General features: G+C 66.8%; 25 protein-coding genes and 2 tRNA genes. 12 read left to right on the plus strand and 15 right to left on the minus strand.

The features are described from left to right. Nucleotides 1-17: 17 nt before the first annotated feature. From GXN78_RS04625 to surE, 4 genes are read right to left on the minus strand one after another with little or no spacing between them, the layout of a single operon-like run. On the minus strand, nucleotides 18-1049 hold the full coding sequence (locus tag GXN78_RS04625; protein ID WP_106560084.1) for a sigma-70 family RNA polymerase sigma factor: 1032 nt from the start codon (nucleotides 1047-1049) through the stop codon (nucleotides 18-20). A gap of 8 nt (nucleotides 1050-1057) precedes the next feature. After that, nucleotides 1058-1993 (minus strand): peptidoglycan DD-metalloendopeptidase family protein, encoded by a 936-nt coding sequence (locus GXN78_RS04630; protein WP_106560085.1) that lies wholly within the window; start codon nucleotides 1991-1993, stop codon nucleotides 1058-1060. A gap of 11 nt (nucleotides 1994-2004) precedes the next feature. Further along, a complete protein-coding gene (locus GXN78_RS04635; RefSeq protein WP_106560086.1) occupies nucleotides 2005-2778 on the minus strand; it encodes a protein-L-isoaspartate(D-aspartate) O-methyltransferase in 774 nt (257 codons plus the stop codon). A gap of 2 nt (nucleotides 2779-2780) precedes the next feature. Beyond that, nucleotides 2781-3545 (minus strand): 5'/3'-nucleotidase SurE, encoded by a 765-nt coding sequence (gene surE / locus GXN78_RS04640; RefSeq protein WP_106560087.1) that lies wholly within the window; start codon nucleotides 3543-3545, stop codon nucleotides 2781-2783. A 124-nt stretch (nucleotides 3546-3669) separates the two neighbouring features. On the opposite strand from surE, the gene GXN78_RS04645 reads away from it, so the two are divergent. Then, complete coding sequence (locus tag GXN78_RS04645) at nucleotides 3670-4656, plus strand: NADPH:quinone oxidoreductase family protein (RefSeq protein ID WP_106560088.1); 987 nt, start codon at nucleotides 3670-3672, stop codon at nucleotides 4654-4656. A 64-nt stretch (nucleotides 4657-4720) separates the two neighbouring features. Here the strand turns inward: GXN78_RS04645 and GXN78_RS04650 are convergent, their stop codons facing one another. From GXN78_RS04650 to GXN78_RS04680, 7 genes are all read right to left on the minus strand, one after another. Further along, nucleotides 4721-5170, minus strand: coding sequence for an H-NS histone family protein (locus tag GXN78_RS04650; protein WP_106560089.1), 450 nt, complete (start codon nucleotides 5168-5170; stop codon nucleotides 4721-4723). A 10-nt stretch (nucleotides 5171-5180) separates the two neighbouring features. Further along, a tRNA-His gene (locus GXN78_RS04655) sits at nucleotides 5181-5256 on the minus strand. A 31-nt stretch (nucleotides 5257-5287) separates the two neighbouring features. After that, on the minus strand, nucleotides 5288-7216 hold the full coding sequence (locus GXN78_RS04660; protein WP_106560090.1) for a peptidylprolyl isomerase: 1929 nt from the start codon (nucleotides 7214-7216) through the stop codon (nucleotides 5288-5290). 62 nt (nucleotides 7217-7278) lie between these two features. After that, nucleotides 7279-7354, minus strand: a tRNA-Val gene (locus GXN78_RS04665). Nucleotides 7355-7370: 16 nt separating this feature from the next. Continuing rightward, a complete protein-coding gene (locus GXN78_RS04670) occupies nucleotides 7371-7643 on the minus strand; it encodes an HU family DNA-binding protein (RefSeq protein ID WP_007830705.1) in 273 nt (90 codons plus the stop codon). Between the two features lie 243 nt (nucleotides 7644-7886). Beyond that, complete coding sequence (locus GXN78_RS04675) at nucleotides 7887-8972, minus strand: tartrate dehydrogenase (RefSeq protein ID WP_106560091.1); 1086 nt, start codon at nucleotides 8970-8972, stop codon at nucleotides 7887-7889. Beyond that, complete coding sequence (locus tag GXN78_RS04680) at nucleotides 8969-9871, minus strand: alpha/beta hydrolase (protein WP_106560092.1); 903 nt, start codon at nucleotides 9869-9871, stop codon at nucleotides 8969-8971. The genes GXN78_RS04675 and GXN78_RS04680 overlap by 4 nt, the downstream gene beginning before the upstream one ends. Before the next feature lie 74 nt (nucleotides 9872-9945). Between GXN78_RS04680 and GXN78_RS04685 the strand changes: the two genes are divergently transcribed. From GXN78_RS04685 to GXN78_RS04715, 7 genes are all read left to right on the plus strand, one after another. Next, on the plus strand, nucleotides 9946-10893 hold the full coding sequence (locus GXN78_RS04685; protein ID WP_106560093.1) for a LysR substrate-binding domain-containing protein: 948 nt from the start codon (nucleotides 9946-9948) through the stop codon (nucleotides 10891-10893). A gap of 208 nt (nucleotides 10894-11101) precedes the next feature. Beyond that, a complete protein-coding gene (locus GXN78_RS04690; RefSeq protein ID WP_106560094.1) occupies nucleotides 11102-11488 on the plus strand; it encodes a type IV pilin protein in 387 nt (128 codons plus the stop codon). After that, nucleotides 11482-12033, plus strand: coding sequence for a prepilin-type N-terminal cleavage/methylation domain-containing protein (locus GXN78_RS04695; protein ID WP_106560095.1), 552 nt, complete (start codon nucleotides 11482-11484; stop codon nucleotides 12031-12033). Before GXN78_RS04690 ends, GXN78_RS04695 begins: the two co-directional genes overlap by 7 nt. Beyond that, a complete protein-coding gene (locus tag GXN78_RS04700; RefSeq protein WP_106560096.1) occupies nucleotides 12030-13199 on the plus strand; it encodes a PilW family protein in 1170 nt (389 codons plus the stop codon). The genes GXN78_RS04695 and GXN78_RS04700 overlap by 4 nt, the downstream gene beginning before the upstream one ends. Before the next feature lie 2 nt (nucleotides 13200-13201). Then, on the plus strand, nucleotides 13202-13747 hold the full coding sequence (locus GXN78_RS04705) for a PilX N-terminal domain-containing pilus assembly protein (protein ID WP_106560097.1): 546 nt from the start codon (nucleotides 13202-13204) through the stop codon (nucleotides 13745-13747). Between the two features lie 40 nt (nucleotides 13748-13787). Then, nucleotides 13788-16874 (plus strand): PilC/PilY family type IV pilus protein, encoded by a 3087-nt coding sequence (locus tag GXN78_RS04710; protein WP_106560098.1) that lies wholly within the window; start codon nucleotides 13788-13790, stop codon nucleotides 16872-16874. 29 nt (nucleotides 16875-16903) lie between these two features. Further along, nucleotides 16904-17419, plus strand: coding sequence for a GspH/FimT family pseudopilin (locus GXN78_RS04715; RefSeq protein WP_239142605.1), 516 nt, complete (start codon nucleotides 16904-16906; stop codon nucleotides 17417-17419). A 42-nt stretch (nucleotides 17420-17461) separates the two neighbouring features. On the opposite strand, the gene GXN78_RS04720 is transcribed toward GXN78_RS04715, so the two are convergent. The 3 genes from GXN78_RS04720 to uvrC are packed head-to-tail and all read right to left on the minus strand — an operon-like array spanning nucleotide 17462 to nucleotide 20922. Then, nucleotides 17462-18349, minus strand: coding sequence for a DMT family transporter (locus GXN78_RS04720; protein ID WP_106560099.1), 888 nt, complete (start codon nucleotides 18347-18349; stop codon nucleotides 17462-17464). Next, entirely contained in the window at nucleotides 18346-18912 is a 567-nt protein-coding gene (pgsA, locus tag GXN78_RS04725; RefSeq protein WP_106560100.1) for a CDP-diacylglycerol--glycerol-3-phosphate 3-phosphatidyltransferase, read from the minus strand. The genes GXN78_RS04720 and pgsA overlap by 4 nt, the downstream gene beginning before the upstream one ends. Nucleotides 18913-18957: 45 nt before the next feature. After that, nucleotides 18958-20922 (minus strand): excinuclease ABC subunit UvrC, encoded by a 1965-nt coding sequence (gene uvrC / locus GXN78_RS04730; protein ID WP_106560101.1) that lies wholly within the window; start codon nucleotides 20920-20922, stop codon nucleotides 18958-18960. A gap of 66 nt (nucleotides 20923-20988) precedes the next feature. Between uvrC and earP the strand changes: the two genes are divergently transcribed. From earP to GXN78_RS04750, 4 genes are all read left to right on the plus strand, one after another. Next, nucleotides 20989-22059: an elongation factor P maturation arginine rhamnosyltransferase EarP gene (gene earP, locus GXN78_RS04735; protein ID WP_106560102.1), complete on the plus strand. Its 1071-nt coding sequence runs from the start codon at nucleotides 20989-20991 to the stop codon at nucleotides 22057-22059. A 138-nt stretch (nucleotides 22060-22197) separates the two neighbouring features. After that, nucleotides 22198-22752: an elongation factor P gene (gene efp, locus GXN78_RS04740; RefSeq protein ID WP_106560103.1), complete on the plus strand. Its 555-nt coding sequence runs from the start codon at nucleotides 22198-22200 to the stop codon at nucleotides 22750-22752. A 61-nt stretch (nucleotides 22753-22813) separates the two neighbouring features. Continuing rightward, a complete protein-coding gene (locus GXN78_RS04745; protein WP_106560104.1) occupies nucleotides 22814-23590 on the plus strand; it encodes a crotonase/enoyl-CoA hydratase family protein in 777 nt (258 codons plus the stop codon). Between the two features lie 68 nt (nucleotides 23591-23658). Next, nucleotides 23659-24525 (plus strand): TIGR00730 family Rossman fold protein, encoded by an 867-nt coding sequence (locus GXN78_RS04750; protein WP_106560105.1) that lies wholly within the window; start codon nucleotides 23659-23661, stop codon nucleotides 24523-24525. A gap of 29 nt (nucleotides 24526-24554) precedes the next feature. Here GXN78_RS04750 and GXN78_RS04755 read toward each other — a convergent pair whose 3' ends face one another. Next, on the minus strand, nucleotides 24555-25715 hold the full coding sequence (locus GXN78_RS04755; protein ID WP_106560106.1) for an MFS transporter: 1161 nt from the start codon (nucleotides 25713-25715) through the stop codon (nucleotides 24555-24557). Nucleotides 25716-25768 lie beyond the last annotated feature (53 nt).

Genomic DNA, 25768 nt, shown 5'->3' on the forward strand with positions numbered 1-25768 from the left:
CTGCCCCGGACTGATGCCTACAACAGCGCGTCGCGCTGCACGCCCGCGCGCGCGAGCTGGCGCCGCATCTTGGCGAGGGCCTCGTTCTGGATCTGCCGCACGCGCTCGCGCGTGAGGCCCAGGCGCACGCTCAGCACTTCGAGGGTCTCCGGATCGCGATCATGCAGACCGTAGCGCCCTTCCAGCACCTCGCGTTCGCGATCGCTCAGCGCGAGGATCCACTGATCGAGGAGCTTCTCGACCTCATGCGTCTGGGTGGTGCCCGTCGGGTCGCTGTGCTCGTCCTCGGAGGCCACCGTGTCAGCGAGGCTGAAGCTGTCTTCGCTGCGCTCGCTGCCGGCATCCAGCGAACGCGGCGCCTCGGCCAGCGCCATCAGGTCGGCCACGGCCTGCACCTCGCGACCCAGCAGCGCCGCCACGTCTTCCACCCGCACGCCGTCGGGGCGGCGCGCGATGAAGTCGGCATCGCCCTCCAGCGTGCGCCGCGCGCGCATCACCTGCTGCAGTTCGCGCACCACGTGCACCGGCAGGCGAATCGCACGCGCCTGCATCATCGCCGCGCGCTCGATCGACTGGCGGATCCACCAGGTTGCGTAGGTCGAGAAGCGAAAGCCGCGTTCGGGCTCGAACTTGTTGATCGCGTGCATCAGGCCGAGGTTGCCCTCCTCGATCAGGTCCGCGAGCGGAACGCCGCGGCCCAGGTAGCCCTTCGCGATGTTCACCACGAGCCGCAAGTTGTGCTCGATCATCGACTGGCGCGCGGAGAAATCTCCGCCACGCGCGGCACAGGCCGTGCGGTATTCCTCGTCGGGCGTGAACAGCTCGGTGCGCCGGATCTCGCGCAGGTAGAGCGTCAGCGAATCGCCGCCCTCGCCGCCCAGATCGAGCGGGGCGGCTTCACGCGAAATGTCTTGTGCCGCCTCGCCGCCGACACGCTCGGCCGCTTCGTCCGCAGGAACGGCAGGACCGAAGGCACCGGATGGGACTGCGCCGCCGTTGCCCGCCGCGCGCCGCACGATCTGAACGCGACGCTGGCGAGAAGCGGGCATGCATGGTCCTAGCGGGCGGGCAGATAGCGCGCCGGATCGACAGGCTTGCCCTGCCGGCGGATTTCGAAGTGCAGCTTCACGCGGTCCGCATCGCTGTTGCCCATCTCGGCGATCTTCTGCCCCTTCTGCACCGACTGGTCCTCCTTCACCAGCAGCGTCCGGTTGTGGGCGTAGGCGGTGAGGTAGGTGTTGTTGTGCTTGAGGATGATCAGGTTGCCGTAGCCGCGCAGTCCGGCACCCGCATAGACGACGCGCCCATCGGCCGCGGCAAGCACCGAGTCGCCGGCCTTGCCGCCGATGTCGAGGCCCTTGTTCTTGGCCTCGTCGAAGCCCGCGATCAGCGAACCCTGAGCAGGCCAGATCCAGCCCACGTCTTCATCGCCCGAGGCCGTGGCGGCCGGTGTCGCGGGCGAAGCCGTGACGATGGATGGCGTGGGCTTGGCAGCCGCGCTCGCTGCCGCTGCGGGAGCCGGCGCTGCAGCGGAGGGAGTCCCCGCACTCGGTGTGGCGGCAGCGGTCCGCGTCGCATCGGCAGCAGCGGACGCAGGCGGCACTGCTGCAGTCGCGGCCGCGCCCGCAGGCGGGATCACGCGAAGCACCTGGCCCACTTCGATCAAGTCCGGATTCTCGAGATTGTTCCAGCGCGCGATATCGCGCCAGTTCTGGCCGGTCTCCGTGCCGATGCGGCGAATGGTGTCACCAGGACGCACGGCGTAGTAGCCGGGCTTGCCGTAATTCTCGATCCCCGGCAGCGGCTTGCCCGATGCATCGGTGGTGATGAGAGGCGTGCCGGGCGCGCCCGGCGCGGCAGCAGCCGGCGCACTGATCATCGTGCCACGGTCCTCGACCGGAACGGGCCCGCGCTTCGCGGCACACCCCGCAATCAAGAGTGCGGCCAGCAGCGTCACGCCAGCAAGCCAGCCCCGATTGCCAATACCCTGCATGTGTTCTTCCTTCAAGCAATCCCCGATTTTAGGGGGACAAAGTGAACCGCCTCAAGAACGCGGCGCTCGAATCCGCGAGCGGTCTTGTCGATCACGACGAGGGATTGTCCACCCGTCGCCGTCTGTGTCGGCGCGACGATGCGGCCGCCGACGGCGAGCTGCGCGAGCCACGTCTCCGGCACTGCATCGCCGCCCGCCGCGGCGATGATGCCGGCATAGGGCGCACCCTTCGCATAGCCCACCATGCCGTCGCCGAGAAGCAGGTGCACCGTGGCCAGGCGGAAGTGACGCAGATTGGCGCGCGCGCGCTCATGCAGGCCGCGCAGGCGCTCGATGCTGTAGACCTCCGCCGCGACATGGCTCAGCACTGCGGCCTGGTAGCCGCAGCCGGTGCCGATCTCGAGCACGCGCCCGAGCCGATCGCCGGGCTTGCTCGCCAGGGCGGGCGCGCCGAGCAGCAGCTCGATCATGCGCGCCACCACGCTGGGCTTCGAGATGGTCTGGCCCAGCCCGATCGGCAGGCTGGTGTCTTCGTAGGCCTGGTTGATCAAGGCGCTGTCGACGAAGCGATGGCGCTCGACCGTGCTCATGGCGCGCAGCACGCGCGCGTCGGCGATGCCCTGCGCGGCAAGCCGCTGGACCATGCGCGCACGCACTGCGTCGGAGGCCATCGACGGCGTGTGATGGACGAGCGGCTTCGCAGGAACGGCCGAGGTCCGCCCACGCGTCGCCGCGGACGCGGTCGGCGTGAGCCGCACGGGGAACCCGGGCCGTTGGCTCGCCATGGTCAGGAGAGCTCGCCCAGCCGCGCCACGGTCTCGCGCCACTGCCCCAGGTGCGCGTGGTCGGTCAGGTCGATCTGCAAGGGCGTCAATGCAATGTGGCCGGCGGCCGTCGCATGGAAATCAGTGCCCTCACCGCTGTCCTTGGCGCCGCCCGCGCCGGCGATCCAGTACATGGTCTCGCCGCGCGGGCTGTCCTGCGTGATGACCTTCTCGGCGGCATGGCGGCGCCCCAGCCTGCAGACCTTGATGGGCTTGAGCTCCTCGAAGGGCAGGTTCGGCACGTTGACGTTGAGCAGGAAGGCCGGCCCTGCGAGCATGCGCTCACGCTCGATCTGCTCGACCAGCCGCCGCGCCGCGCGCGCCGCAGCGTCGACATGCGCCCAGCCCTTCTCGATCTGGGAGAAGGCGATCGCCGGAATGCCGAAAAGGTACGCCTCCATGGCGGCGCCGACGGTGCCCGAATAGATCGTGTCGTCGCCCATGTTGGCGCCGTTGTTGATGCCGGACACCACGAGGTCGGGCCGGTAGTCGAGCAGCCCCTTGAGCGCGATGTGCACGCAATCGGCTGGCGTGCCGGTCACATAGCGAAATCCGTTGTGTGCCTTGTGCACGTACAGCGGCGCCGCGAGCGTGAGCGCATTCGACTTGGCGCTGTTGTTGTGCTCGGGCGCCACCACTTCGACTTCCGCCATCTCCTTGAGCGCATCGTGCAGTGCAACGATGCCGGGAGCCTGGAAGCCATCGTCGTTCGAAATCAGTATCTTCATGGCGTTGGGTGTGCGCGCGATTGTAGGCGGCGGGCGCGTCACGACAGGGACATTGCCCGCCTGCGGTCCGGCCTATCATGACCCGGATCCGTTGCCCCCCAGATTCACCCAAGGAGACCCGAGCATGCACGCATGGCTCTGCGAAAACCCGACCGGCGTCGACGCGCTGACCTGGAAAGAACTACCGACCCCCACGCCCGGCCCGGGCCAGGTGCTGATCGAGATCAAGGCGGCCAGCCTGAACTTTCCCGATCTGCTGATCGTGCAGAACAAGTACCAGATCAAGCCACCGCTGCCTTTCGTGCCGGGATCCGAATATGCCGGCGTGGTCTCGGCCGTCGGCGAAGGCGTCACCCACTTGCGCGTCGGCCAGAACGTCGCCTGCCTGTCGGGCACCGGTGGCTTCGGAACCCACACCCTGGCGCCCGCGGCGCTCTGCATGCCGCTGCCCGAGGGCTTCGGCCATGTCGACGCGGCAGCCTTCATCATGATCTACGCGACCTCCTGGCATGCGCTGATGGACCGCGCACAACTCAAGGCCGGCGAAACCGTGCTGGTGCTGGGCGCGGCCGGCGGCGTCGGCACCGCCGCCATCCAAATCGCCAAAGCCGCAGGGGCCAAGGTGATTGCCGCAGCGTCGACAGACGAGAAATGCGAGTTGTGCAAATCCATCGGCGCGGACCTCACGATCAACTACACCACGCAGGCGCTTCCCAATGGCTTTCGCGATGCCGTGAAGGCCGCGACGGACGGCAAAGGTCCGGACGTGATTTACGACCCCGTGGGCGGAGAATTCGCGGAACCCGCATTCCGCTCCATCGGCTGGCGGGGACGCTATCTGGTGGTGGGTTTCGCCTCAGGGCCGATTCCCTCGCTCCCGCTCAATTTGATGCTGCTCAAAGGCGCATCGCTGGTCGGCGTGTTCTGGGGCGACTTCGCCAAGCGCGAACCCAAGGCCAATGCTCAGATGATGGCCGAATTGGCGAAGTGGTACGGCCAGGGCAAGATCAAGCCGGTGATTGACCGCACCATGCCCATGGCAGAGCTCAAGGCCGCCTACGCGCACATGGGTTCGCGCGGCGTCAAGGGCAAGCTTGTCATGGTCAACTGAGGCTACCATTGCCTCCATTGAAAAAGCCCGCAACGCGGGCTTTTTCAATGGAGAGGACAAAGGCCTAGTGGATCTCGAAGTCCGTCAGCGATTTGCCGGCGGCAAGCGCTTCGGTGATCCAGCGCGGCTTGCGTCCACGTCCACCGGACCATGTTTCGCCGGTTGGGCTGCGGTACTTTGCAGCGGACTTCACCGCCGCGACGGGAGCTCCCCGCCGGCCGCTGCGCGCTGCGAGCTTCAAATCGGCCGCCGTCAGGCCGTATTCGGCGATCTTCTTGCGCAACTCTTCGACCACGCCCGCGCGCTCTTGATTGCGCAGCTCCTCGGCTTGCTTGCGCAATTGCGCAATCTGCTCGTCGTGCTTCTTGATCTGGGAATTGATGTCGGCAAGTGTTGAGGCCATTGGTGAAAGTTCCTCCGAATTAGGAAGTCCGAATTCTAATTCAAGTCCGAATTGCCGCAAGCGCGGCCGGCCCAAAAAAAAAGCGCCGGTCGATTGACCGGCGCTTTTCATCAAAGGATTTTGGGGTGGCTGATGGGACTCGAACCCACGACGACCAGAATCACAATCTGGGACTCTACCAACTGAGCTACAGCCACCGCAGAGCCCGCAATTGTAGCCGGAAAAAACCTAGCGTCCGACGACGATGCCCGCATCCACCGGCTTGGGCACCAGGATCTCGGCCTTGAACCGACTCTTCAACAGCTCGTAGTAGGCAGCGGCCTCCGCCGCGGCCGTGGTCATTGCGACCTGCTGGGTTTCCTGCTGTGCCGCCTCAGGCGCAGGCGGCGTGCGCGGCACGGCCTTGTTAACGCGAACGACGGCATAGCCTTGCACGCCCAGATCCACGCCCACCAGCGAGGGCAGCTTGGCCGGGTCGGCGCGCAGCGCACTCTCGATGATCGGCGTCGGCTGCGACTGCGCGTCGAGCCGGGAAACCGTCACCGCCGCGCCGAAGTTCGCGCCGGCCGCGTTCGATTGCCACGCCGCGAGCTTGGCCTCGCCTTCGGTCTTGGCCAGCGCTCCCGCGCGCTCGGCGACGAGCTGTGTGCGAACCTTGTCCTTGACCTCGTCGAAAGGCTGCGCGCGTGCCGGCGTGTGCTGTGTCACCCGTCCGGATGCGAGTTGGTTGGGGCCGATCTCGATCGCCTCCGTGTTGTGCTTGCGCTCGAGGGAATCGGCGGCAAACAGGGCGCTCAGGAAATTGCGGCTGGCCAAGACGCCCGTCGCGCCGGGCGCCGGCGTGCGCGCCACCTTGTCCGCAGTCCGGACCGTAAGCTTCAGCTTGTCGGCCGCGGGCTTCAGGCTGTCGGGCTGCTGGTAGACGGCATCGGTGAAGCTCTCCGCTGCCTTGGCGAACTCCTGCGTGGCCTGTTGGCTGCGGACCTCGTCCTCTATCTTCGCGCGCACCTGCTCGAAGGGCGCCACCACGCCCGGCTTGACGTCGTTGAGCTGGATGACGTGGTAGCCGAACTCGCTCTCGACCACGTCGCTGACCTCGCCCTTCTTGAGTGCGAACATCGCATCCTCGAAAGGCTTCACCATCGCGCCGCGCGTCACGAAGTCGAGGTCGCCGCCCTTCTCCGCCGAGCCCGGGTCCTGCGAATTCTTGCGCGCGAGCTCGGCAAAACTGCCCGGCGCCTTCTTGATCTCGGCCAGCAATTGCTGCGCCTTCTCGCGCGCCTTTTCACGCTCTGCGGCAGGCCCCCCCGAGGGGGCGGTGATCAGGATGTGGCTGGCACGCCGTTCCTCCTTCGTGCCGAAGCGCTCCTTGTTCTGTTCGTAGTAGGTCCGCAGGTCAGCCTCGTTGACGGCGATGTTCTTCTTGGCTGCCTCGAGATCCAGCACGAGGTATTCGATGCTCGCCTGTTCCGGCACCTGGAACTGCGCAACGTGCTGCTTGTAGTAAGCCTCCAGATCCGCATCGCTCACATTGACCTTCGCCGCGAACTCGCCGGGGGCGAAACGCGCGACCTGGATCTCGCGCCGGTCATAGAAGGCATTGAGCGTCGCGGCGGCCTGCGCCGGCGCCGCGAAGGCGGTGTCAGCGATGCCCTTCAGCACCTGCTGGCGCGTCATCTGCGCAGCGAGCGCGGCCTGGTGCTGCTCGGGTGTCATGCCCGTGGCGCGCAGGAAGAGCTCGCGGTCGAACTGGCGCTTGCCATCCTTGACGACCACGAAGCTGGCCAGCCCCGGGTCGTTCTGGAAGATCTCCAGTTGCCGCTGCTCCGTCACCACGAAGTGGTCCTGCGCCGCGGCGGCCGCCAGTACGCGGTCGCGCACCATGCGCTCCAGCGTCGCGAAGCGTTCCGTATCGGTATCGAACATCGCCGCATCCACGTCCGGCCTTTGCTGGCGAATGCGATCGATGTCGTTGCGATGCTGCGCGTCCCAATCCGGACGGCGAATGCTCTCGCCCGCCACGCTGGCGACCTTCTCGCCCTTGTCGCCTGAACCGCTGTAACGATCCAGCACGCCGACCACCACGAAAGACGGCACGATCAACAGGAACAAGACGACCATAAGGACTTTGTTGTGCTGTCGGATGAAATCGAACATGGATGGGTGTCTCTGTAGCGAAAAACAAAAAAGGCGAACTGCTTGTTCGCCTTTGCATCGGTTGGTGGGTGCTGAGGGGCTCGAACCCCCGACCTACGCCTTGTAAGGGCGCCGCTCTACCAGCTGAGCTAAGCACCCCACCTGAAACCGTTCATCAGTTCAGCGCGTCTTTCAGCGCCTTGCCGGGACGGAACTTCGGGATCTTGGCGGCTTTGATTTTAATCGCGTCGCCGGTGCGTGGATTGCGACCCGTGCGCGCAGCGCGTTTGCCCACAGCGAAAGTACCGAAACCGACGAGCGAGACCGAGCCGCCCTTTTTGAGCGTCGTACGAATGGCGCCGATCGTCGATTCCAGGGCGCGCGTGGCGGCGGCTTTGGAGATGTCGGCGTTTTTTGCGATGTGCTCAATCAGTTCGGTTTTGTTCACAAGGACCCCTTGTAGGAAAAGATAGTTGATCGGGTAGCGTCAGAAGCGGTGCCGGCCCCGTGACGATGCCACGGGGTCCGATGAAGAAAAAAGGATGGCAGTTCTGACGCGCCGGCAGCGCACTGCCGAGAAGGATTACAACCACTGGTCCACAGGGTGTCAATATGACACTCACCCGTGCAATCCAGCGAGGACCGCGATTCTAGTGGGGTTTCGCGCCGGTCCTCTTTCCGGCCTTGGCGCTCAGAGCGCCTGCGCGATCGCGCGGCCCAGGTCGGCCGTATTCGCATTGCCGCCGATGTCCGGCGTGCGCGGCGCCCCGCTCGCCGGTGCCAGGACCTTCTCGATCGCAGCCAGGATCGCATCGTGCGCGTTCTTGTGACCCAGGAATTCGAGCATCATGGCCCCGCACCAGATCTGGCCGATCGGATTGGCGATGCCCTTGCCCGCGATGTCGGGCGCCGAACCGTGCACGGGCTCGAATAGCGAGGGCGTGGTGCGGTCCGGGTTCAGATTGGCGCTCGGCGCGATGCCGATGGTGCCGGTGCAGGCCGGGCCCAGGTCGGAGAGGATGTCGCCGAACAGGTTGCTGGCCACCACCACGTCGAAGAAGTCGGGACGCTGCACGAAGTGCGCCGTCAGGATGTCGATATGGAACTTGTCGAGCTTGACGCCCGGATAGCTCTTCGCCATCTCGGCCACGCGCTCGTCCCAGTACGGCATCGTGATCGAGATGCCGTTGGACTTGGTCGCGCTGGTCAGGTGCTTCTTCGGCCGCGACTGCGCCAGCTCGAAGGCGAACTTGAGGACACGGTCCACGCCCGTGCGCGACATCACCGTCTCCTGGATGACGATCTCGCGCGCCGTGCCTTCGTACATGCGCCCGCCGATGCTCGAGTACTCGCCCTCTGTGTTCTCCCGCACGATGTACATGTCGATCTCGCCGGGCTGCCGCAGCGTGCCGTCGCGCCGCACCACCGGCGCGATGATGCCGGGCATCAGGCGCGCCGGCCGCAAGTTGATGTACTGGTCGAACTCGCGGCGGAACAGCAGCAGCGAACCCCAGAGCGAGACATGGTCCGGAATCTTCTCGGGCCAGCCGACGGCGCCGAAGTAGATCGCGTCGTGGCCGCCGATCTGCTCCTTCCAGTCGTCCGGCAGCATCTTGCCGTGCTTCTCGCAGTAGTCCCAGCTGGAGAAATCGAAGTGGTCGAAATGCAGGTCGATGCCGAACTTGCGGGCCGCGGCATCGAGCACCTGCAGTCCCTCGGGCATGGTTTCCTTGCCGATGCCGTCGCCGGCGATGACTGCGATGCGGTGCTTGCTCATGGTCTCTGTCCTTGGTCTGTGCGCTGGAGAAAGAAAGGCAGCGCCTCGGCCAGCAGCTCGCTCGGCGCCTCTTCGGGAATGTAGTGGCCGCAGGGCAGCGTGCCGCCCGACACCTCGAGGGCGCGCTCGCGCCACAGCGCGAGCACATCGAAGCAGCGGCCCACCACGCCATGCTCGCCCCACAGCACGCGCAGCGGCTGAACGAGCTTGCGGCCGGCGGCGATCTCCGCGCGATCGTGCTCGAGATCGATGCTCGCCGATGCGCGGTAGTCCTCGCACACGGCCTGCGCCGTGCCTTCGATCGCGATGCAGCGTTCGTACTCGGCCAGGGCTTCGGGGGCGAAGGGTGCCAGCCCCGCGTGGCGGCCGCCCATGACGCTGCGCACATAGCGGACCGGGTCGACATCGATCAATGCCTCGGGCAAGGGGGGCGGCTGGATCAGGAAGAACCAGTGCCAGTAGGCGCGCGCGAAGGCTTGTGTGGTGTTCTCGTACATCGCGAGCGTGGGCGCGATGTCCAGCAGCATGAGGCGCTCGACCGCAGAGGGATGGTCCGCCGCCAGCCGGTGGGCCACGCGCGCGCCGCGGTCATGCGCGAGCACGCCGAAGCGGTCGAAGCCGTGGTGCTGCATGGCTGCCAGCGCATCGAGCGCCATCTCGCGTTTGCTGTAGCGCAGGTGCTGCGCATCGGCCGCCGGGCGCCCCGAATCGCCATAGCCGCGCAGATCGATCGCGATGACCGTGAAGTGCTCCGCCAGCGCCGGTGCCGTGCGATGCCAGATGGCATGCGTCTGCGGATGGCCGTGCAGCAGGAGCAAGGGCGCGCCACGCCCGCCGATCCGGCCATGCAGGCGGACGCCGTCACGCGACAAATCGAAGCTGGAGAAGGAGGTGAACACAGCGGAATTGTGCGTTGCGCCCCGCGCAGGAGCAAGCAACAATGAGCCAATTGATACTTTCCATAATGGCAGCAATGGATCGCGCAGACCTCGAACTCGTCACGGCCATCCGCGACCGCGGCAGCCTCGCAGGGGCGGCCGCCGCGCTGGACGTCGTGCCCTCCGTCGTCACCAAGCGCCTGGGCGCGCTCGAGACGCGGCTCGGGCAGCGCCTGTTCGATCGCACCACGCGCCGGCTTAGCGCTACCGCCGAGGGCGAAACGGTGTGCCTGCATGCCCAGTCCCTGCTGCAGGGCTTCGCGGCCCTGGAGAACGAGCTCGGCGAGCGGCAGAACGAACTGGCCGGCTCGATCCGGCTGGCCGCGACCTTCGGCTTCGGCAGGCGCTGGCTCGGCCCGGCGCTGGCGAGTTTCCAGGCTCGCCATCCGGCGCTGCAGATCCAGGTGCAGCTGACCGAACAGTTGCCCGAGCTCGGCGCGGAAGGCTACGACGGCGCCGTCTGGCTGTGGCCGGTGCAGCGCCGCCACGCGGGCAATTGGGTCACGCGCCGCATCGCACGCAACCAGCGCGTGCTCGCGGCTGCCCCCGCCTACCTCGAGCGGCGAGGCCGCCCTGCCGACCTTGCCGCGCTGGCAACGCACGACTGCCTGGTGGCACGCGAGAACGGCGGCGAGGCGGGCGAGCGCGATGCCACGCTCTGGTCGCTGCGCAACGCCAGGGACGGCAGCATTGCGCGGGTGCGCGTGCGCGGCCCGCTCACCAGCAATTCGGGTGAGCTGGTGCGCGACTGGTGCCTTGCCGGCCACGGCATCATGCTGCGAAGCCTCTGGGATATCGCCCCACAGCTGGCCGCGGGCGAACTCGTGCGGGTGCTGCCGCAACTGGCCATGCCTGACGCCGATATCCAGTGGATCGCTCCATGGCGCCCCAAGACGCCGCGCCGCGTGCGCCTCCTGATCGACTTCCTCGTAGAGCAGTTTCGCAACGAACCGTGGAAGCCGACGGCTAGGCAACGCATATAACGGTCCTATGGGATCGCGACGGGATCATTTCCGCTCTTGTGGACTCTTAACCACTCTGCCCCCAATGAAGGCACAAAGCCACAGTTTGTCGCTTTTTCTGGCAAGCAAATGTGATAAGTTCACATTTAACATATGGTCACATTCCGCAGCTGGGGCGAGGTCCCGGTCCGCTGAACGGCCCGGTTCGAGCAAGGCAGTTGGAGAGGCTATGCGCAGACAGCACGGATTCACGCTGATTGAATTGATCATCACGGTGGCGGTGATCGCCCTGCTCGCGGCCATCGCACTTCCCAGCTACACGCAGTACGTCATTCGTTCCAAGCGGTCGGCGGCACAGGCGCAGATGATGGACATCGCCAATCGCCAGCAGCAGTTCATGCTGGCCAATCGCGGCTACGCCGACAAGGCTGCACTGGAAACCGGCGGTTATCGGCTGCCGGACGATGTGAGTTCCAGCTACGACTACAGCATTACCTTGGCTACCGGGGCCGTGCCGGGCTTTACCGTGACGTTCACGCCGAAGGGCAGCCAGGCCAGCGATGTCGAGCTCACCCTCTCCAGCGAAGGCGCCAAGACGCCCTCCGACAAATGGTGAAGCCCCATCCTCAGCGCGGCGCGACCCTGCTGGAAGCCCTGGTCACGCTCGTCATCATCGCCTTCGGCCTACTCGGCCTCGTGGGGCTGCAGTCGCGCCTGCAGGTCTCCGAGATGGAGGCGTACCAGCGCTCGCAGGCGTTGATCCTGTTGAACGACATGGCCAACCGCATCGCCATCAACCGCCGGGCCGCCAGCAGCTACGTCACCAGCACACCGGCAGGCACCGGCAACTGTCCCTCCGCCACCGGCAGCCGCCAGCAGATCGACGCAGCCGAATGGTGCAACGCATTACAGGGTGCGGCAGAGACCTCCGGCACCAGCAAGATGGGGGCCGTGGTCGGTGGCCGCGGCTGCGTCGAGGACCTGGGCAACAACGAATACCTGGTCACGATCGCCTGGCAAGGCTTGGTGCCGATCTCCGCCCCGCCTGAGGGCGTCGCCTGCGGCAAGGACCTCTACAACGACGATAGCAATTCCCGCTGCCAAAACGATCTGTGCCGCCGCACGGTGACCACGCTGGTACGTATCGGGTCGCTCACATGAGCAGGCGCACTCATCATTCCCAGCGGCCGTACGCCGCCGTACAGCGGGGCGTGACCCTGATCGAACTGATGGTGTCGATCGCCATCACGCTGATCATCGTGGCGGCCCTCATCACGCTGTACCTCAACGTGACGCAGACCAATCGCGAGATGGTCAAGGTCAACCGGCAGATCGAAAGCGGCCGGCTCGCCGTGTATGTGCTGGAGAACGAGGTCGCGCACGCCGGCTTCTGGGAAAACTACATGCCCCAGTTCGACGACCTGACCTTGACCACCGCGCCCGCAGACGTGCCGACCGGCGCGGCGCCCGCCCCCTGCTTGCCCTACACACCCGCCAACTGGACCGACGCCTACAAGCGCAGCCTGCTTGACATTCCCCTGCAGAGCTACGCGGACGTCCCCGCCGGCTGCAGCGCAGTCGTGACCAACAAGAAGGCCAATACGGATGTGCTGGTGGTGCGTCATGCCGATACCTGCGTGGCGGTGGTTGGCGGTTCGACCAACTGCGAGGCCGATATCGCCGGCAAGCTCTACTTCCAGTCGTCGCTGTGCGCGACGCAGACGCCTTCAGCCTTCGAGCTCAACACGATCCCCACGACGGACTTCACCACCATCCGGCGCAAGGACTGCACGACAGCCGCGCTCAAGCGCAAGTTCATTTCCGACATTTACTACATCCGCGACTACGCCGAGACCGTCGGAGACGGCATCCCGACGCTGGTGCGCTCGCGCTTCGATCTTGTCGGGACGACGCTTGCCCACCAGGAGCCGGTGCCGCTCATCGAAGGCATCGAGGGGTTCCGTGTGGAGCTGGGCCTGGATACCCTCGGCAAGACCGGCCTCGCCACAAACTACACCCAAGCCGTTAGTTGGGCCGATGCGACCAACAAGACGACACCGACCGATCGAGGCGACGGCAGCCCCGATGGCGCCTTCGTGCACTGCACCACCGGCGCGCCATGCACGGCGGACCAGTTCATCAATGCCGTCGCCGTGAAGCTGCATATCCTGGCGCGCAGTGCCGAAGCGTCCCCGGGACACACGGACAGCAAGACCTACACCCTGGGCAGCGCCACGCTGGGCCCGTTCAACGATCACTTCAAGCGGCACGTATTCGCCACCACCGTGCGCCTGACCAACGTGACAGGCCGGAGGGAGACGCCGTGAGAATGAACCGCAGTGCCCGACAGCGCGGAGCGGCGCTGATCGTCGGCCTGATCATGCTGGTGCTGATCACGCTCACCGTGGCTGCCGCCTTCACCGTCAGCACCTCCAACCTCAAGTCGGTCGGCAACATGCAGACCCGCAACGAGGCCGTTGCCGCTGCGAACAGGGCCATCGAGGAAGTCGCCGCCTCGCTGTTGCCGCCCAACGCCGACGGAAGCCCGTCGATGGTGGCGCCTGCCCCGACCGTCAGCCTGGTCGACATCAACAATGACGGGAAGACGGACTACACCGTGCAGATCGCGGCGCCGGCCTGCGTGCGGGCCACCAAGGCCTCGGGCGGCGGCGGCAGCACGACCACCGGCCCTGGCGGCGTCACCGGCGGAGGCTCCAGCAGCGGCTCCGGACTGGAGGCGCTGCCCGATCAATACAACTCGGTCTGGGACATCAGCACCACCGTGACCGATGCAGCGAGCGGCGCCTCGATCGCCGTGCGGCAAGGCGTGCGCGCGCTCTTGAGCCAGGCGCAATTCGATGCTCTGTGCCCCTGAGGCGGGGCTGCCCTTTGGCGATCATGAACAGGTTGGATACATGAAAAAGAACTTTCTCAAGCCGCTGTGGGCCGCCGCGCTGTTGCTGCTGCAATTGGCGACGACTGCGCACGCCGAAGACATCGACCTCTTCACGGGCTTCAACCAGACCTCCACCGACGCGCCCAACGTGCTGTTCGTGCTGGACAACACCGCCAACTGGAACCAGCCCTTCACGGCCGAGATCAATGCCTTGGCGTCCGCCTTCGAAAGCCTGAAGGCCAACAAATTCCGCGTGGGGCTGATGATGTTCTCCGAGACCGGTGGGGGCAACTCGAACGTCGACGGCGCCTATGTGCGCGCAGCGGTCCGCCTGCTGGACGACGGCACCAAGCTGAAGTACGGCACCCTCATACGCAGCCTGGACAAGCTCGGCGACAAATCCAACGGCGGCAAGGCAGGCAAGACCATGGTGGAGGTCCACCGCTATCTGACCAGCGGTGCGCCGATGGCCGGCAACAACAAGTTGAAGGCGGACTACACAGGCAACGTCTCGGGCACCACCGCTTCCAATGCCGTCTATGCACTGGCCGGCAACGCGTTGAACGCCCTGAACAGCCAGACCTACAACGGTCCGAGCACCGCCAACTGCACCGGCACCTATGTCATCTATATCAGCAACGGCGCGGCACAAGACAACACCAGCGACAGCAAGACCTCTGCCGATGCGCTGCGCGCCGCCGGTGGCGATGCAACGACGATCACCCTGGGTACCAGCGGCTCGCAGGACAACATGGCGGACGAGTGGGCAAAGTTCCTGAAGTCCAGCCTGGGGGTGAAGGTCTACACGATCGAAGCTGCCACGGCGACCGGAGGCCAAGGCCCGGGGTGGACCGCGCTGCTCAAGAGCATGGCGGGCCAAAGCAAGGGCGAGTACTACGACATCTCGAAGAGTCCCGACCTCGGCGCGGCGCTGGGCGGAGCGCTCGACGACATTTTCAGCAAGATCCAGTCGGTCAATAGCGTGTTCTCTTCGGTGAGCCTGCCCGTGAGCGTGAACACCCAGGGCACTTACCTGAATCAGGTGTTCGTGGGCATGTTCCGTCCCGATGAGGATGCCCTTCCTCGTTGGAACGGCAACCTCAAGCAGTACAAGCTGGGACTGGACGACAACAAGCAGCTGATCCTGCAGGACGCCGTGGACGTCAATGCGATCAACAACCAAACCGGCTTCATCGCACCCTGCGCACGCAGCTTCTGGACACCCGCGCCCAGCGATACCGACACCTATTGGAGTTTTCGAAAGTCCGGCGACTGTCTCGGCAAGGAAGCCGCCGACAGTCCCGACGGCAACGTCGTGGAAAAAGGCGCGCAGGGCTATCTGCTGCGGCACACCGCGGTAGCGGACCGCAATGTCAAGACCTGCACACCTGGTGCCTGCACGGCGCTGATCAGTTTGACCACCGGCAATGTGACGGCAGCGAGTCTCGGCGTGTCGACCACCAGCGAGCGCGACAGCCTGGTCAACTGGGCCCGCGGGGAAGACAACAAGGGCGACGAAAGACTGGATGAAAGCGGCAAGCCTTTGACGGACTCCAGCGGCAATCCCCTGACCTTCACGACCATGCGGCCCTCTGTTCATGGCGACGTGGTTCACTCGCGCCCGGTGGCCATCAACTACGGCAGCGACACGGCACCGCAGGTAGTGGTGTTCTACGGCGGCAACGATGGGGCGCTGCGCGCCATCAACGGCAATCGCAGCGCCGCAATCGGTTCGGCCGCGGCCGGCAGCGAGTTGTGGTCTTTCATTCCGCCCGAGTTCTATGCAAGCCTGAAGCGGCTGCGCGACAACACCACGCGCATCAGCTATCCCGGAATTCCGGTCAGCGTCGGTACCACGCAGCCCAAGCCTTACGGCATGGACGGCGCCGTTTCGGCCTATCGACAGGGCAGCACCGCCTGGCTGTTCGCCAGCATGCGCCGCGGCGGCCGCCTGATCTATGCGTTCGATGTGGCGAACCCGGCTGCGCCCACGCTCAAGTGGCGCAAAGGCTGCCCGAACCAGGACAACGACACCGGATGCGACACGGGGTTGGCAGGCATCGGCCAGACATGGTCGGCGCCGAAGGTCGTGAAATCCGCCGGCTACGGCAGCGGCAACTCGCCGATGCTGGTCGTGGGCGGCGGTTACGACAAGTGCGAGGACGTCGACACGAACGATCCCCTGAAGGCTTGCAGCTCGAGCACCAAAGGCAACAAGGTCTACGTGCTCGACGCCGATACGGGTGTGCTGCTCAAGACCTTCAATACCGATCGCGCGGTGGCCGGCGAAGTCACCATCGTCAACGACAACTTGGGACTGGCCCGGTATGCCTACGCCGCCGACCTCGGGGGCAATGTTTACCGCATCACTATCGGCGACGCGGCACCCGGCGCGTGGAGCATGGTGAAGCTCGCCTCGCTGGGCTGCGACGACGCCACGAGCTGCACCCCCAACCGCAAGTTCATGTTCGGTCCCGACGTGGTTTCGGACAACGGCGTGTACGTCCTGCTGCTGGGCTCGGGCGACCGCGAAAAGCCGCTGCGCTCCTACGCGAACGCCACGTCCGTCGCAAACCGCTTTTACATGCTGGTGGACAAACCTTCCGACGGCAGCTGGCTGACCAGCGAATCCACTCGCTGCGGTTCCGTCGAGGTCCTGTGCCAGAACTCGCTTCTGGCCATCACGACCACGGGAACGCCGACGGGTACCGATCTGGCCGCCAAGAAAGGCTGGTACCTGGCGCTTGCCGCTGGCGAGCAGGTCGTGACCTCTTCGGTCACCGCCTATGGCACGACCACCTTCAACACGCACATACCGACCGATCCCGCCGTGCGGCAAAGCTGCCGCGCCGACCTCGGTACCGCCAACGTCTACAACGTGTCGTACACCAACGCCGCCCCACCGTCGGGAACGTCGCGCTTCGACGTCGTGATCGGTGGCGGACTGGCGCCCTCGCCGGTGGTGGGCCGGGTGCAAGTGGACGGCCAGATGCGCGACGTGGTCATTGGTGCCAACCCCGACTCGTTCCTGAGCCCCAAGGGCACCGCCCCCAAGGCGGCCTTCCGCCAGCCCAAGGGCCGTGTCTACTGGTTCATCCAGAAGTGAATGCCGATTTCTCCCCAGGCAGCGCGCGCGTGAGCATTCGGCACCAAACATCCAGCCGATCGCGCGGCTTCACCCTGATCGAGCTGATGGTCACCATCACGGTGCTGGCGATTCTGCTGGTCGTTGCCGTGCCCTCCTTCGACGGTGTCCGGCTCTCCAGCCGCCTGACTTCCTACGCCACCGATCTGATGGCCAGCAGCCAGCTTGCACGCACGGAAGCGATAAAGCGCAACGCTCCCGTCACGCTGTGCGTCTCCTCGAACGGCACCGGCTGCGCGACCTCGGGCGGCTGGGAATCCGGGTGGATCGTGCTCAGCGGAACCACGGTCATCCAGCGACAGCCGGCCGCGACTGCCGGCTACAAGCTCACGGAAGCCGGCGGCGCGATCTCGTTGACCTTCGACTCCACCGGCATCGGCTCCACACAGGCCAGCGTCACCATCTGCCGCGCGAGCCCCAGCGTCGGGGGTCAGGAGCGCCTGGTGAAGATCAGCGCCACGGGGCGGGCTTCGATCACTCGAACGACGCTCGGCACATGCACCTGAGTCCGAACCGGAGACTTTTCGTGCGATCCTCGGCGCCTCGACTCAGCGCTCGCCGCGCACCACCAAGCTCACGCCCACGGCCGTCAATGCGATGCCCACCAGCGTCGGCACGGTGATCGGCTCGGCGAACAGGAGCCAAGCCATCAGCGCCGTGCAGGGCGGCACGAGGTACAGGAGGCTGGTCACTGCCGTCGCGGTCCCGCGCTGGATCAGCATGTAGAGCAGCGAGCTGCCACCCAGCGACAGTGCCAGCACCGACCAGGCCATGGCGCCGCCGGAGTGCAGGTTCCACTGGATGCTGTCGGCCTCCAGGGCCGCGAAGGGCAGCGTGGCCAACAAGGCAGCGGCGAGCTGGACCGCGCCCGCGATACGCACGTCGCAAGGCGCGACGAAGCGCTTCTGATACAGCGTTCCGGAGGTGATGCAAATGAGCGCCATCAGCGCCAGCCCCATCGTGAGCGCATTCACCTCCCCGCCCTGCCCCAGCTTGCGCAGCACCACCAGCACCAGCCCGGCGAAGCCCAGTGCAAGGCCGGCCCACTGGCGGCGCGAGATCGAACCACCGCGCATCGACAGCCAGACGGCCGTGAGCACCGGCTGTACGCCGACCAGCAAGGCGATCAGCCCCGAGCCCATGCCGGCCCGGACCGCGGCCCACACGCCGCCAAGGTAGCCCGCCTGCATCAGGATGCCGGTGACCGCGAGATGTCCCCACTGCGCGCGCTCGCGCGGCCAGCGCACGCGCGCCGCCCACACCCAGACCAGAAAGCAGAGTACCGACAGCGCATAGCGCACGGCGAGGAACTTGAGCGGCGGCGCATAGGGCATGCCGTAACGCGCCACGATGAAGCCGGTGCTCCAGATCAGCACGAAGACCACGGGCATGGCCCGCACCCATCCGGACGACGCCGGCACCGCAGCCGCCGTCATTTGGCCCGGGCCCGGATCTCCGGTATGGCCTTCTGAAGGTAGTAGATCATCGACCAGACCGTGAGCACGGCCGAGATCCAGATCAGCCACTGGCCCCAGGTGCCGGTGTCGATCACGCCGAACAGGAGGCCGTCGAAAAGCAGGAAGGGGATCGCCACCATCTGCACCACGGTCTTGACCTTGCCGATCATGTGGACCGCCACGCTCTTGCCGGCGCCGATCTGCGCCATCCATTCGCGTAGGGCGGAGATGGCAATCTCGCGGCCGATGATGATGAGCGCCACGAACACGTCGGCGCGGTTCAGGTGCACCAGCACCAGCAGCGAGGCGCACACCAGGAACTTGTCGGCCACCGGATCGAGGAAGGCACCGAAGGCGGAGGTCTGGTTGAGCCGCCGGGCGAGAAAGCCGTCGAGCCAGTCGGTGGCCGCGAACACGATGAACATCACCGTGGCCACGAGGTTGCGCATGGGCTCATTCAGCGGCAGGTAGAACACCCCCACGATCAGCGGAATCGCGACGATGCGCGTCCACGTCATGATGGTCGGAAGCGTCCAGAACATGAAGGCGAGTATATGGCCCGCCCCACGCTTGTCCGCTTGGCGATCCTAGTGAAGTGCCCGGTAGATTTCTTCCGCCAACTCGAACGCGATGCCGTCGACCGAGGCAATGTCTTCGACGCTTGCAGCCGCCACGCCGCGGATCCCGCCGAAGCGCTGCAGCAGGCGCGCGCGCCGCTTGGGGCCGATGCCGGGAATGTCCTCCAGCTGGCTGCCGCCCACCCGCACCTTGGCCCGCTTCGCGCGCATGCCGGTGATGGCGAAGCGATGCGCCTCGTCGCGGATCTGCGCGACCAGCATCAGGGCCGCGGAGTCGCGGCCGAGGTAGACCTTGTCGCGGCCGTCGGCAAAGACCAGTTCCTCCAGGCCGACCTTGCGCCCTTCGCCCTTCTCGACACCGATGATCAGCGACAACGGCAGGCCCAGCTCACTGAACACCTCGCGCGCCATCGACACCTGGCCCTTGCCGCCGTCGACCAGCACCAGGTCCGGCATGCGCGCGCCGCGCGTGCCGGGCCGGGCATCGCTGCCGGCGCCGGCAGCGTCGCCCGCGGGCGGTGCATCGGTCTCCGCAGCCATCGCCTCGGCCAGCTTGCCGTAGCGGCGATGCAGCACCTGGCGCATCGCCGCGTAGTCGTCGCCGGGCGTGATGCCGTCGATGTTGTAGCGCCGGTACTCGCGGTTCTGCATCGCGTGATGCTCGAAGACCACGCAGGAGGCCTGCGTGGCCTCGCCCGCCGTGTGCGAGATGTCGAAGCACTCGACGCGGAAGTTGTCGAGCTCGTCCGGCGCGAGCTCCAGCGCGTCGACCAGCGCGCGCGTGCGCGCCTGCTGCGAGCCTTCCTCGGCCAGCAGGCGCGCGAGCTGCAGGCCCGCGTTGGTCTGCGCCATCTCCAACCAGTGCCGGCGCTGCTCGCGCGGCTGGAACACGGCCGTCACCCGCGTGCCAGCCTGCTGCGAGATGGCCTCGATCAGCTCGCGGCCCACCAGCTCGCTCAGCACCAGCGTGGGCGGCACGGGCACGTCAATGTAGTGCTGGGCGATGAAGGCCTCGAGCACCTGGACCTCGACCGATCCGGCGAAGGCGCCCGGAGCCTCCTCGCCTTCGACGTCCTGGGTGCCGTACTGGATCTGCGTCGCGTCTTCCACATGAACCGGGAAGTAGGCGCGGTCGCCCAGATGACGGCCGCCGCGTACCATCGCCAGGTTGACGCAGGCCTTGCCGCCCTGCACCTTCACGGCAAGGATGTCCACGTCCTTGTCGGAGGCGATCTCGACCGACTGCTGGTGCAGCACGCGCGACAGCGCCGACATCTGGTTGCGCAGCTCGGCCGCCTGCTCGAATTCCAGCTTCTCGGCATGCGCCGTCATGCGGGCCTCGAGCTGGGACAGCACCGCCTGCGTGTCGCCCCTCAGGAAGGCCTCGGCATTGGCTACGTCCTGCGCATAGGCCTCGGGCGTGATGTAGCCCACGCAGGGCCCGGTGCACCGCTTGATCTGGTAGAGCAGGCAGGGCCGCGTGCGGTTGGCATACACCGTGTCCTCGCAGGTGCGCAGCTTGAAGACCTTCTGCAGCAGTTGGATCGATTCCTTCACCGCCCAGGCGCTCGGATAGGGGCCGAAGTAGCGGTGCTTGCGGTCTACCGAACCGCGGTAGTAGGCCAGGCGCGGAAAGCTGTGCGACGCGATCTTGAGATAGGGGTAGCTCTTGTCGTCCCGGAACAGGATGTTGTAGCGGGGCTTGAGCGTCTTGATCAGATTGTTCTCGAGCAGCAGCGCCTCGGCCTCGGAGCGCACCACGGTGGTCTCCATGCGGGCGATCTTCGAGATCATGTGGCCGATGCGCGTGCCGGCGTGGTTCTTCTGGAAATAGTTGGCGACGCGCTTCTTCAGGTTGCGCGCCTTGCCCACGTACAGCACCGCGCCCGTGGCGTCGAAATAGCGGTAGACGCCGGGCAGTTGCGGGAGCGCCGCGACCTCGCTGAGCAGTTGATCGGAATGCGTGTCTGACATCGGGCGCTATTGTGCTGGCGCGATCCTGCGCGGGTCGCCGGGGAACGGGCTGTAGAGTATCCCGCGATGCGCTGGGACATTTTCTGCAAGGTCATCGACAACCATGGCGACGTCGGCGTGTGCTGGCGCCTGGCGTGCGGGCTCGCGGCCGCGGGCGACACGGTACGGCTGTGGATCGACGATCCGTCAGCGCTGGCGTGGATGGCGCCGCAGGGCCATCCCGGTGTCCGCGTGGTCGCCTGGACCGCCGCCGGCGCCGCGCAGGAGGCCGCCGCCGCGCCGCGACCCGACGTGCTGATCGAGGCCTTCGGCTGCGATCCCGCGCCCGATCTCGTTGCGCGCTTCGCGCAGCCGGCGCCTCCGGGCGCGGCGCGCCGCGTGTGGCTCAATCTCGAATACCTCTCCGCCGAGCCCTATGTCGAACGGCTCCACGGGCTGCCCTCGCCCGTGTTCAAGGGCCCGGGCGCGGGCCTGACCAAGCACTTCTTCTACCCCGGCTTCACCCCTTCGACGGGCGGGCTGCTGCGCGAGGCCGACGTGCCGTCGCGCCGCGCACGCTTCGACCGGGCGGCCTGGCTCGCTCGGCAGAACATCCCCTGGAACGGGGAACGCCTGGTCTGCCTCTTCTGCTACGAACCGCCGGCGCTCGACGCGCTGCTGACCCGCCTCGAGCATGCGGGCGAGCCCACCCGCCTGCTGGTGACCGCCGGCCGCGCCTCGCAGGCCCTGCCGCCCGGGCCGGCCCAGCGCGGTGCGCTGTCCATTACCTGGCTGCCCTACTTCACCCAGGACGATTTCGACCACCTGCTGTGGGCCTGCGACCTGAACTTCGTGCGGGGCGAGGATTCGCTGGTGCGCGCCCTCTGGGCCGGCGCCCCCTTCGTCTGGCAAATCTACGCCCAGGACGACGACGCCCACCACAGCAAGCTCGATGCCTTCCTGGACTGGCTGGGCGCCCCGCCCGAGCTGCGCCGCCTTCATCACATCTGGAACGGCATGGCCGCGGGCGAGCTGCCGGAGTTCGGCCCGGCGGCGCTCGCGCGCTGGCAGGCCGCCGTCGCTGCAGCACGCGATCGCCTGCTCCGGCAGGATGGCCTTCTGGGCCGTTTGCGGCAGTTCGTCGCCCAAAAAAGTTAGAATTGCGGGCTTTGCGGATTTCCGGCCAGGGCCTTTCCGGCCCCTGCCGCACTCATCTGCTGAACCCGCCGCGGTGAATGTGTCGAGGGGTCTCGCCCACCAGACACACCGAGCGGCCAACATCCAGAGACCCTGACTATGAAAATCGCTCAAGAAATCCGCGCCGGCAACGTCATCATGCACGGCAAGGACCCGATGGTCGTCCTCAAGACCGAATACAGCCGCGGCGGTCGCAACTCCGCCACCGTGCGCATGAAGCTCAAGAGCCTGATCGCGAACTTCAACACCGAAGTCGTGTTCAAGGCCGACGACAAGATGGAGCAGATCGTTCTCGAAAAGAAGGACTGCACCTATTCCTACTTCGCCGACCCGATGTACGTCTGCATGGACAGCGAATTCAACCAGTACGAGGTCGAGGCCGAGAACATGGGCGACTCGCTCAACTACCTCGAAGACGGCATGCCGGTCGAAGTGGTGTTCTACGACGGCAAGGCCATCTCGGTCGAACTGCCCACCAGCGTCGAGCGCGAGATCACCTGGACCGAGCCGGCCGTCAAGGGCGACACCTCGGGCAAGGTGCTGAAGCCCGCCAAGATCGCCACCGGCTTCGAGGTTCCCGTGCCGCTGTTCGTCTCCCAGGGCGACCGCATCGAGATCGACACCCGCACGGGCGAATACCGCAAACGCGTCTGAGCGGCTCCCGCACTTGCGTCAAAAGGCTCCTTCGGGAGCCTTTTTTGCGTACGCTCCGACCATGGACAGCCCTTCCGTACGCACCGAGATCGATGGCCCGGTCAGCACCATCGTCATGAGCCGCCCGCGGCAGCGCAACGCAGTGGACCGCGACATGGCCGAGCGGCTGAGCGAGGCCTTCGAGCGCTTCGAAGCCGACAACAGCCAGCGCGTGGCGGTGCTCTGGGGAGAGCACGGAACGTTCTGCGCCGGCGCCGACCTCGGCGCGGTGAACGACCCGGCGCGCCGCAACGAGCTCGATCCCGAGGGCGGCGGCACCGGCCCCATGGGCCCCACGCGCATGGCGCTGGCCAAGCCGCTGATCGCGGCCATCGCCGGCCACGCGGTGGCCGGCGGCCTCGAGCTGGCGTTGCTCGCCGACCTGCGGGTGGCGGAAAGCAGCGCCGTGCTCGGTGTGTTCTGCCGCCGCTTCGGCGTGCCGCTGATCGACGGCGGCACCGTGCGGCTGCCGCGCTTGGTCGGCTTGGGCCGCGCCCTGGACCTGATCCTCACCGGCCGCCCCGTCACGACCGACGAAGCGCTAGCGATGGGCCTGGTCAACCGCGTCGTGCCCGAAGGCACGGCCCGCGAGGCCGCCGAGGCGCTCGCCCGCGAGCTGGCTGCCTTTCCACAGCAATGCATGCTGGCCGACCGCGCCTCCGCCTACGCCCAGTGGGACCTGCCGCTGGCCGAGGCCCTGCGGCAGGAGGGCCGGCGCGGCGTCCCCATCGTCGCGGCGGAAGGTGCCGCGGGCGCGGCCCGCTTCGTGAAAGGCGCGGGCCACCACGGCCGCTTCTGAGCCTCGTCTCAATTTCAGGCCCGGATCCTGCTGCGCGCACAATCCGAGACTCGCCCTGACGACAGACCATGCCCAACAACACACACGACCTCCACAACAAGCGCCTCGCCGACGCCTGGGCCACCCTCCAGGCCCATGCCGACAAGGGCCTCCCACTTCACGCCGACCCCTCGCGACTCGCCTTCGCCGACCCCGAGTTCCTGTTGCGGCGCGAAACGCGCGGGCTGCGCATGCAGCTCGAACTCATGAAACCCGATCTCGAGATGCGCGCCCACGGCATCGAGAACACGGTGGTGGTGTTCGGCAGCGCGCGCTTCCGCAGCGAGGAAGAGTCCGGCGCCCTGATCGCCCAGGCCGACGCCGCCGGCGACGCGGTGGCCGCCGCGCGCTGGCGCAAGCTGGCGCGCAGCTCGCACTACTACGAGAAGGCGCGCGCCTTCGGCAAGCTGGTCGCCCAGTACAGCGACGACAAGGACCCGGAGGACAAGCTCTTCGTCGCGACCGGCGGCGGCCCCGGCATCATGCAGGCCGCCAATCGCGGCGCCTACGAGGGCGGCGGCCTCTCGGTCGGCCTGGCGATCGCGCTGCCGATGGAGGAGGAGGCCAACCCCTACGTCACGCCGGCGCTGAGCTTTAAGTTCCACTACTTCGCCATCCGCAAGATGCACTTCATGATGCGGGCGAAGGCGCTGGTGGCCTTCCCGGGCGGCTTCGGCACCCTGGACGAGCTGTTCGAGGTGATCACGCTGGTGCAGACCCGCAAGGCCCGGCCGGTGCCGATCGTGCTCTTCGGCTCGGACTACTGGAAGCAGCTGATCAACTTCGATTTCCTGGCCGAGGAAGGCGTGATCTCGCCCGAGGACGTGAGGCTGGTCGAGTATGTAGACACGCCGCAGGACGCGTGGGACGCGATCAAGCGCTTCTACAAGCTCTGACCCTCGTACCGGCGCGGGCCTGAGGCCTCTCAGGCCTTCAGGCCCCAGACCGCCCGCGTCCCCAGCGCCACCACCCCGCCGGCCAGCCAGAACACGCCGCCAATGCCGATCAGCGCGCCGATCGAGCCGAACAACATCGGCATGGCGACGCTGGAGGCGTTGATGGTCATCAGCCGCAGCCCGAGCGCCTCGCCGTGCCGCGCATGCGGCGTGATCTGGTGCAGCATGCTCATCACCATCGGCTGCACCGCGCCCAGCGCGAAGCCGAGCACCACCGAGCACGCACCCATCGCAGGCGCGGAGGACAGCAACGGATAGACCGCGAACACCATGGCGGTCACCACGGAGGAGGTGGCGATCACGCTGCGCTCCGACGCGCGCGCGGCCACCAGGGGCAGCACGATGCGGATCACCGCCGCGGCGATGGCGAAGGCGCCGAGGATGGACCCGATGACCGAGGCGCTCAGCCCGCGCTCGTGGCCCAGGATGGGCAGCAGGAAGGCATGCACGTCCCAGCTGGAGGACTGCAGCCAGTTCACGAACAGCAGGCGCCGGAACATGGATTGCCGCAGCAAGTCCCAAGCGCGCGGCCTGGCGCCGCCTTCCATAGGCGAGATGCGGGGCAGCTCCTGCGTGCGGCGCGCGAAGAGCCAGCCCGCAAGCGGCAGCAGCGCCAGCACGGCGAAGGCGATGCGGAAGCCCGGCAGGTCGGCCGGGCTGCGGCCTGCATGGTCGATCAGCAGGCCGGCGCAGAACGGGCCGACGAAGTTGGCGACCGCCGGCGCGATCGCCAGCCAGCTGAACACCTGCTTGAGCTGCACCGGGTTGCTTGCCGCGCGCCCAACATGGCGCTGCAGCGCGATGACGGCCACGCCGGTAGCGCCGCCGGTCAGCAGCGCCGACAGGCACAGGACCGGGAACGAGGGCAGGACAGCGGCCAGCGCGGCCCCCGACGAGGCGGCGATGACCGCCAGCATCAGCGGCCGCTTCAGCCCGTGCCGATCGGCAAAGCGCCCGGCCGGCAGCGCCAGGAACACCTGGGTGAGCGCGAACAGCGCGATCAGCAGGCCGACGGCGGCCGCGCTGTAGCCCTTTTGCAGCGCCAGCAGCGGCGCACCCAAGCGCATGCCGGCCATGGCCGAATGCAGCAGGATCTGCGCCGCAATCAGCCGCAGCAGCTCGCCGGTCATGAGCGGACCTCCCCCAGGCTCGTCACTTCGTGTACTTCGCGCACCACCTCCTG

It is taken from the genome of Variovorax sp. WS11, from assembly GCF_010499245.1.
Lineage (GTDB): Bacteria > Pseudomonadota > Gammaproteobacteria > Burkholderiales > Burkholderiaceae_C > Variovorax.

What these genes read in the sequence shown, in the direction of transcription:
- GXN78_RS04625 (WP_106560084.1), bottom strand. Translation starts at nt 1,049, where the DNA reads ATGCCCGCTTCTCGCCAGCGTCGCGTTCAGATCGTGCGGCGCGCGGCG.
- GXN78_RS04630 (WP_106560085.1), bottom strand. Translation starts at nt 1,993, where the DNA reads ATGCAGGGTATTGGCAATCGGGGCTGGCTTGCTGGCGTGACGCTGCTG.
- GXN78_RS04635 (WP_106560086.1), bottom strand. Translation starts at nt 2,778, where the DNA reads ATGGCGAGCCAACGGCCCGGGTTCCCCGTGCGGCTCACGCCGACCGCG.
- surE (WP_106560087.1), bottom strand. Translation starts at nt 3,545, where the DNA reads ATGAAGATACTGATTTCGAACGACGATGGCTTCCAGGCTCCCGGCATC.
- GXN78_RS04645 (WP_106560088.1), top strand. Translation starts at nt 3,670, where the DNA reads ATGCACGCATGGCTCTGCGAAAACCCGACCGGCGTCGACGCGCTGACC.
- GXN78_RS04650 (WP_106560089.1), bottom strand. Translation starts at nt 5,170, where the DNA reads ATGAAAAGCGCCGGTCAATCGACCGGCGCTTTTTTTTTGGGCCGGCCG.
- GXN78_RS04660 (WP_106560090.1), bottom strand. Translation starts at nt 7,216, where the DNA reads ATGTTCGATTTCATCCGACAGCACAACAAAGTCCTTATGGTCGTCTTG.
- GXN78_RS04675 (WP_106560091.1), bottom strand. Translation starts at nt 8,972, where the DNA reads ATGAGCAAGCACCGCATCGCAGTCATCGCCGGCGACGGCATCGGCAAG.
- GXN78_RS04685 (WP_106560093.1), top strand. Translation starts at nt 9,946, where the DNA reads ATGGATCGCGCAGACCTCGAACTCGTCACGGCCATCCGCGACCGCGGC.
- GXN78_RS04690 (WP_106560094.1), top strand. Translation starts at nt 11,102, where the DNA reads ATGCGCAGACAGCACGGATTCACGCTGATTGAATTGATCATCACGGTG.
- GXN78_RS04695 (WP_106560095.1), top strand. Translation starts at nt 11,482, where the DNA reads ATGGTGAAGCCCCATCCTCAGCGCGGCGCGACCCTGCTGGAAGCCCTG.
- GXN78_RS04700 (WP_106560096.1), top strand. Translation starts at nt 12,030, where the DNA reads ATGAGCAGGCGCACTCATCATTCCCAGCGGCCGTACGCCGCCGTACAG.
- GXN78_RS04705 (WP_106560097.1), top strand. Translation starts at nt 13,202, where the DNA reads ATGAACCGCAGTGCCCGACAGCGCGGAGCGGCGCTGATCGTCGGCCTG.
- GXN78_RS04710 (WP_106560098.1), top strand. Translation starts at nt 13,788, where the DNA reads ATGAAAAAGAACTTTCTCAAGCCGCTGTGGGCCGCCGCGCTGTTGCTG.
- GXN78_RS04720 (WP_106560099.1), bottom strand. Translation starts at nt 18,349, where the DNA reads ATGACGGCGGCTGCGGTGCCGGCGTCGTCCGGATGGGTGCGGGCCATG.
- pgsA (WP_106560100.1), bottom strand. Translation starts at nt 18,912, where the DNA reads ATGTTCTGGACGCTTCCGACCATCATGACGTGGACGCGCATCGTCGCG.
- uvrC (WP_106560101.1), bottom strand. Translation starts at nt 20,922, where the DNA reads ATGTCAGACACGCATTCCGATCAACTGCTCAGCGAGGTCGCGGCGCTC.
- earP (WP_106560102.1), top strand. Translation starts at nt 20,989, where the DNA reads ATGCGCTGGGACATTTTCTGCAAGGTCATCGACAACCATGGCGACGTC.
- efp (WP_106560103.1), top strand. Translation starts at nt 22,198, where the DNA reads ATGAAAATCGCTCAAGAAATCCGCGCCGGCAACGTCATCATGCACGGC.
- GXN78_RS04745 (WP_106560104.1), top strand. Translation starts at nt 22,814, where the DNA reads ATGGACAGCCCTTCCGTACGCACCGAGATCGATGGCCCGGTCAGCACC.
- GXN78_RS04750 (WP_106560105.1), top strand. Translation starts at nt 23,659, where the DNA reads ATGCCCAACAACACACACGACCTCCACAACAAGCGCCTCGCCGACGCC.
- GXN78_RS04755 (WP_106560106.1), bottom strand. Translation starts at nt 25,715, where the DNA reads ATGACCGGCGAGCTGCTGCGGCTGATTGCGGCGCAGATCCTGCTGCAT.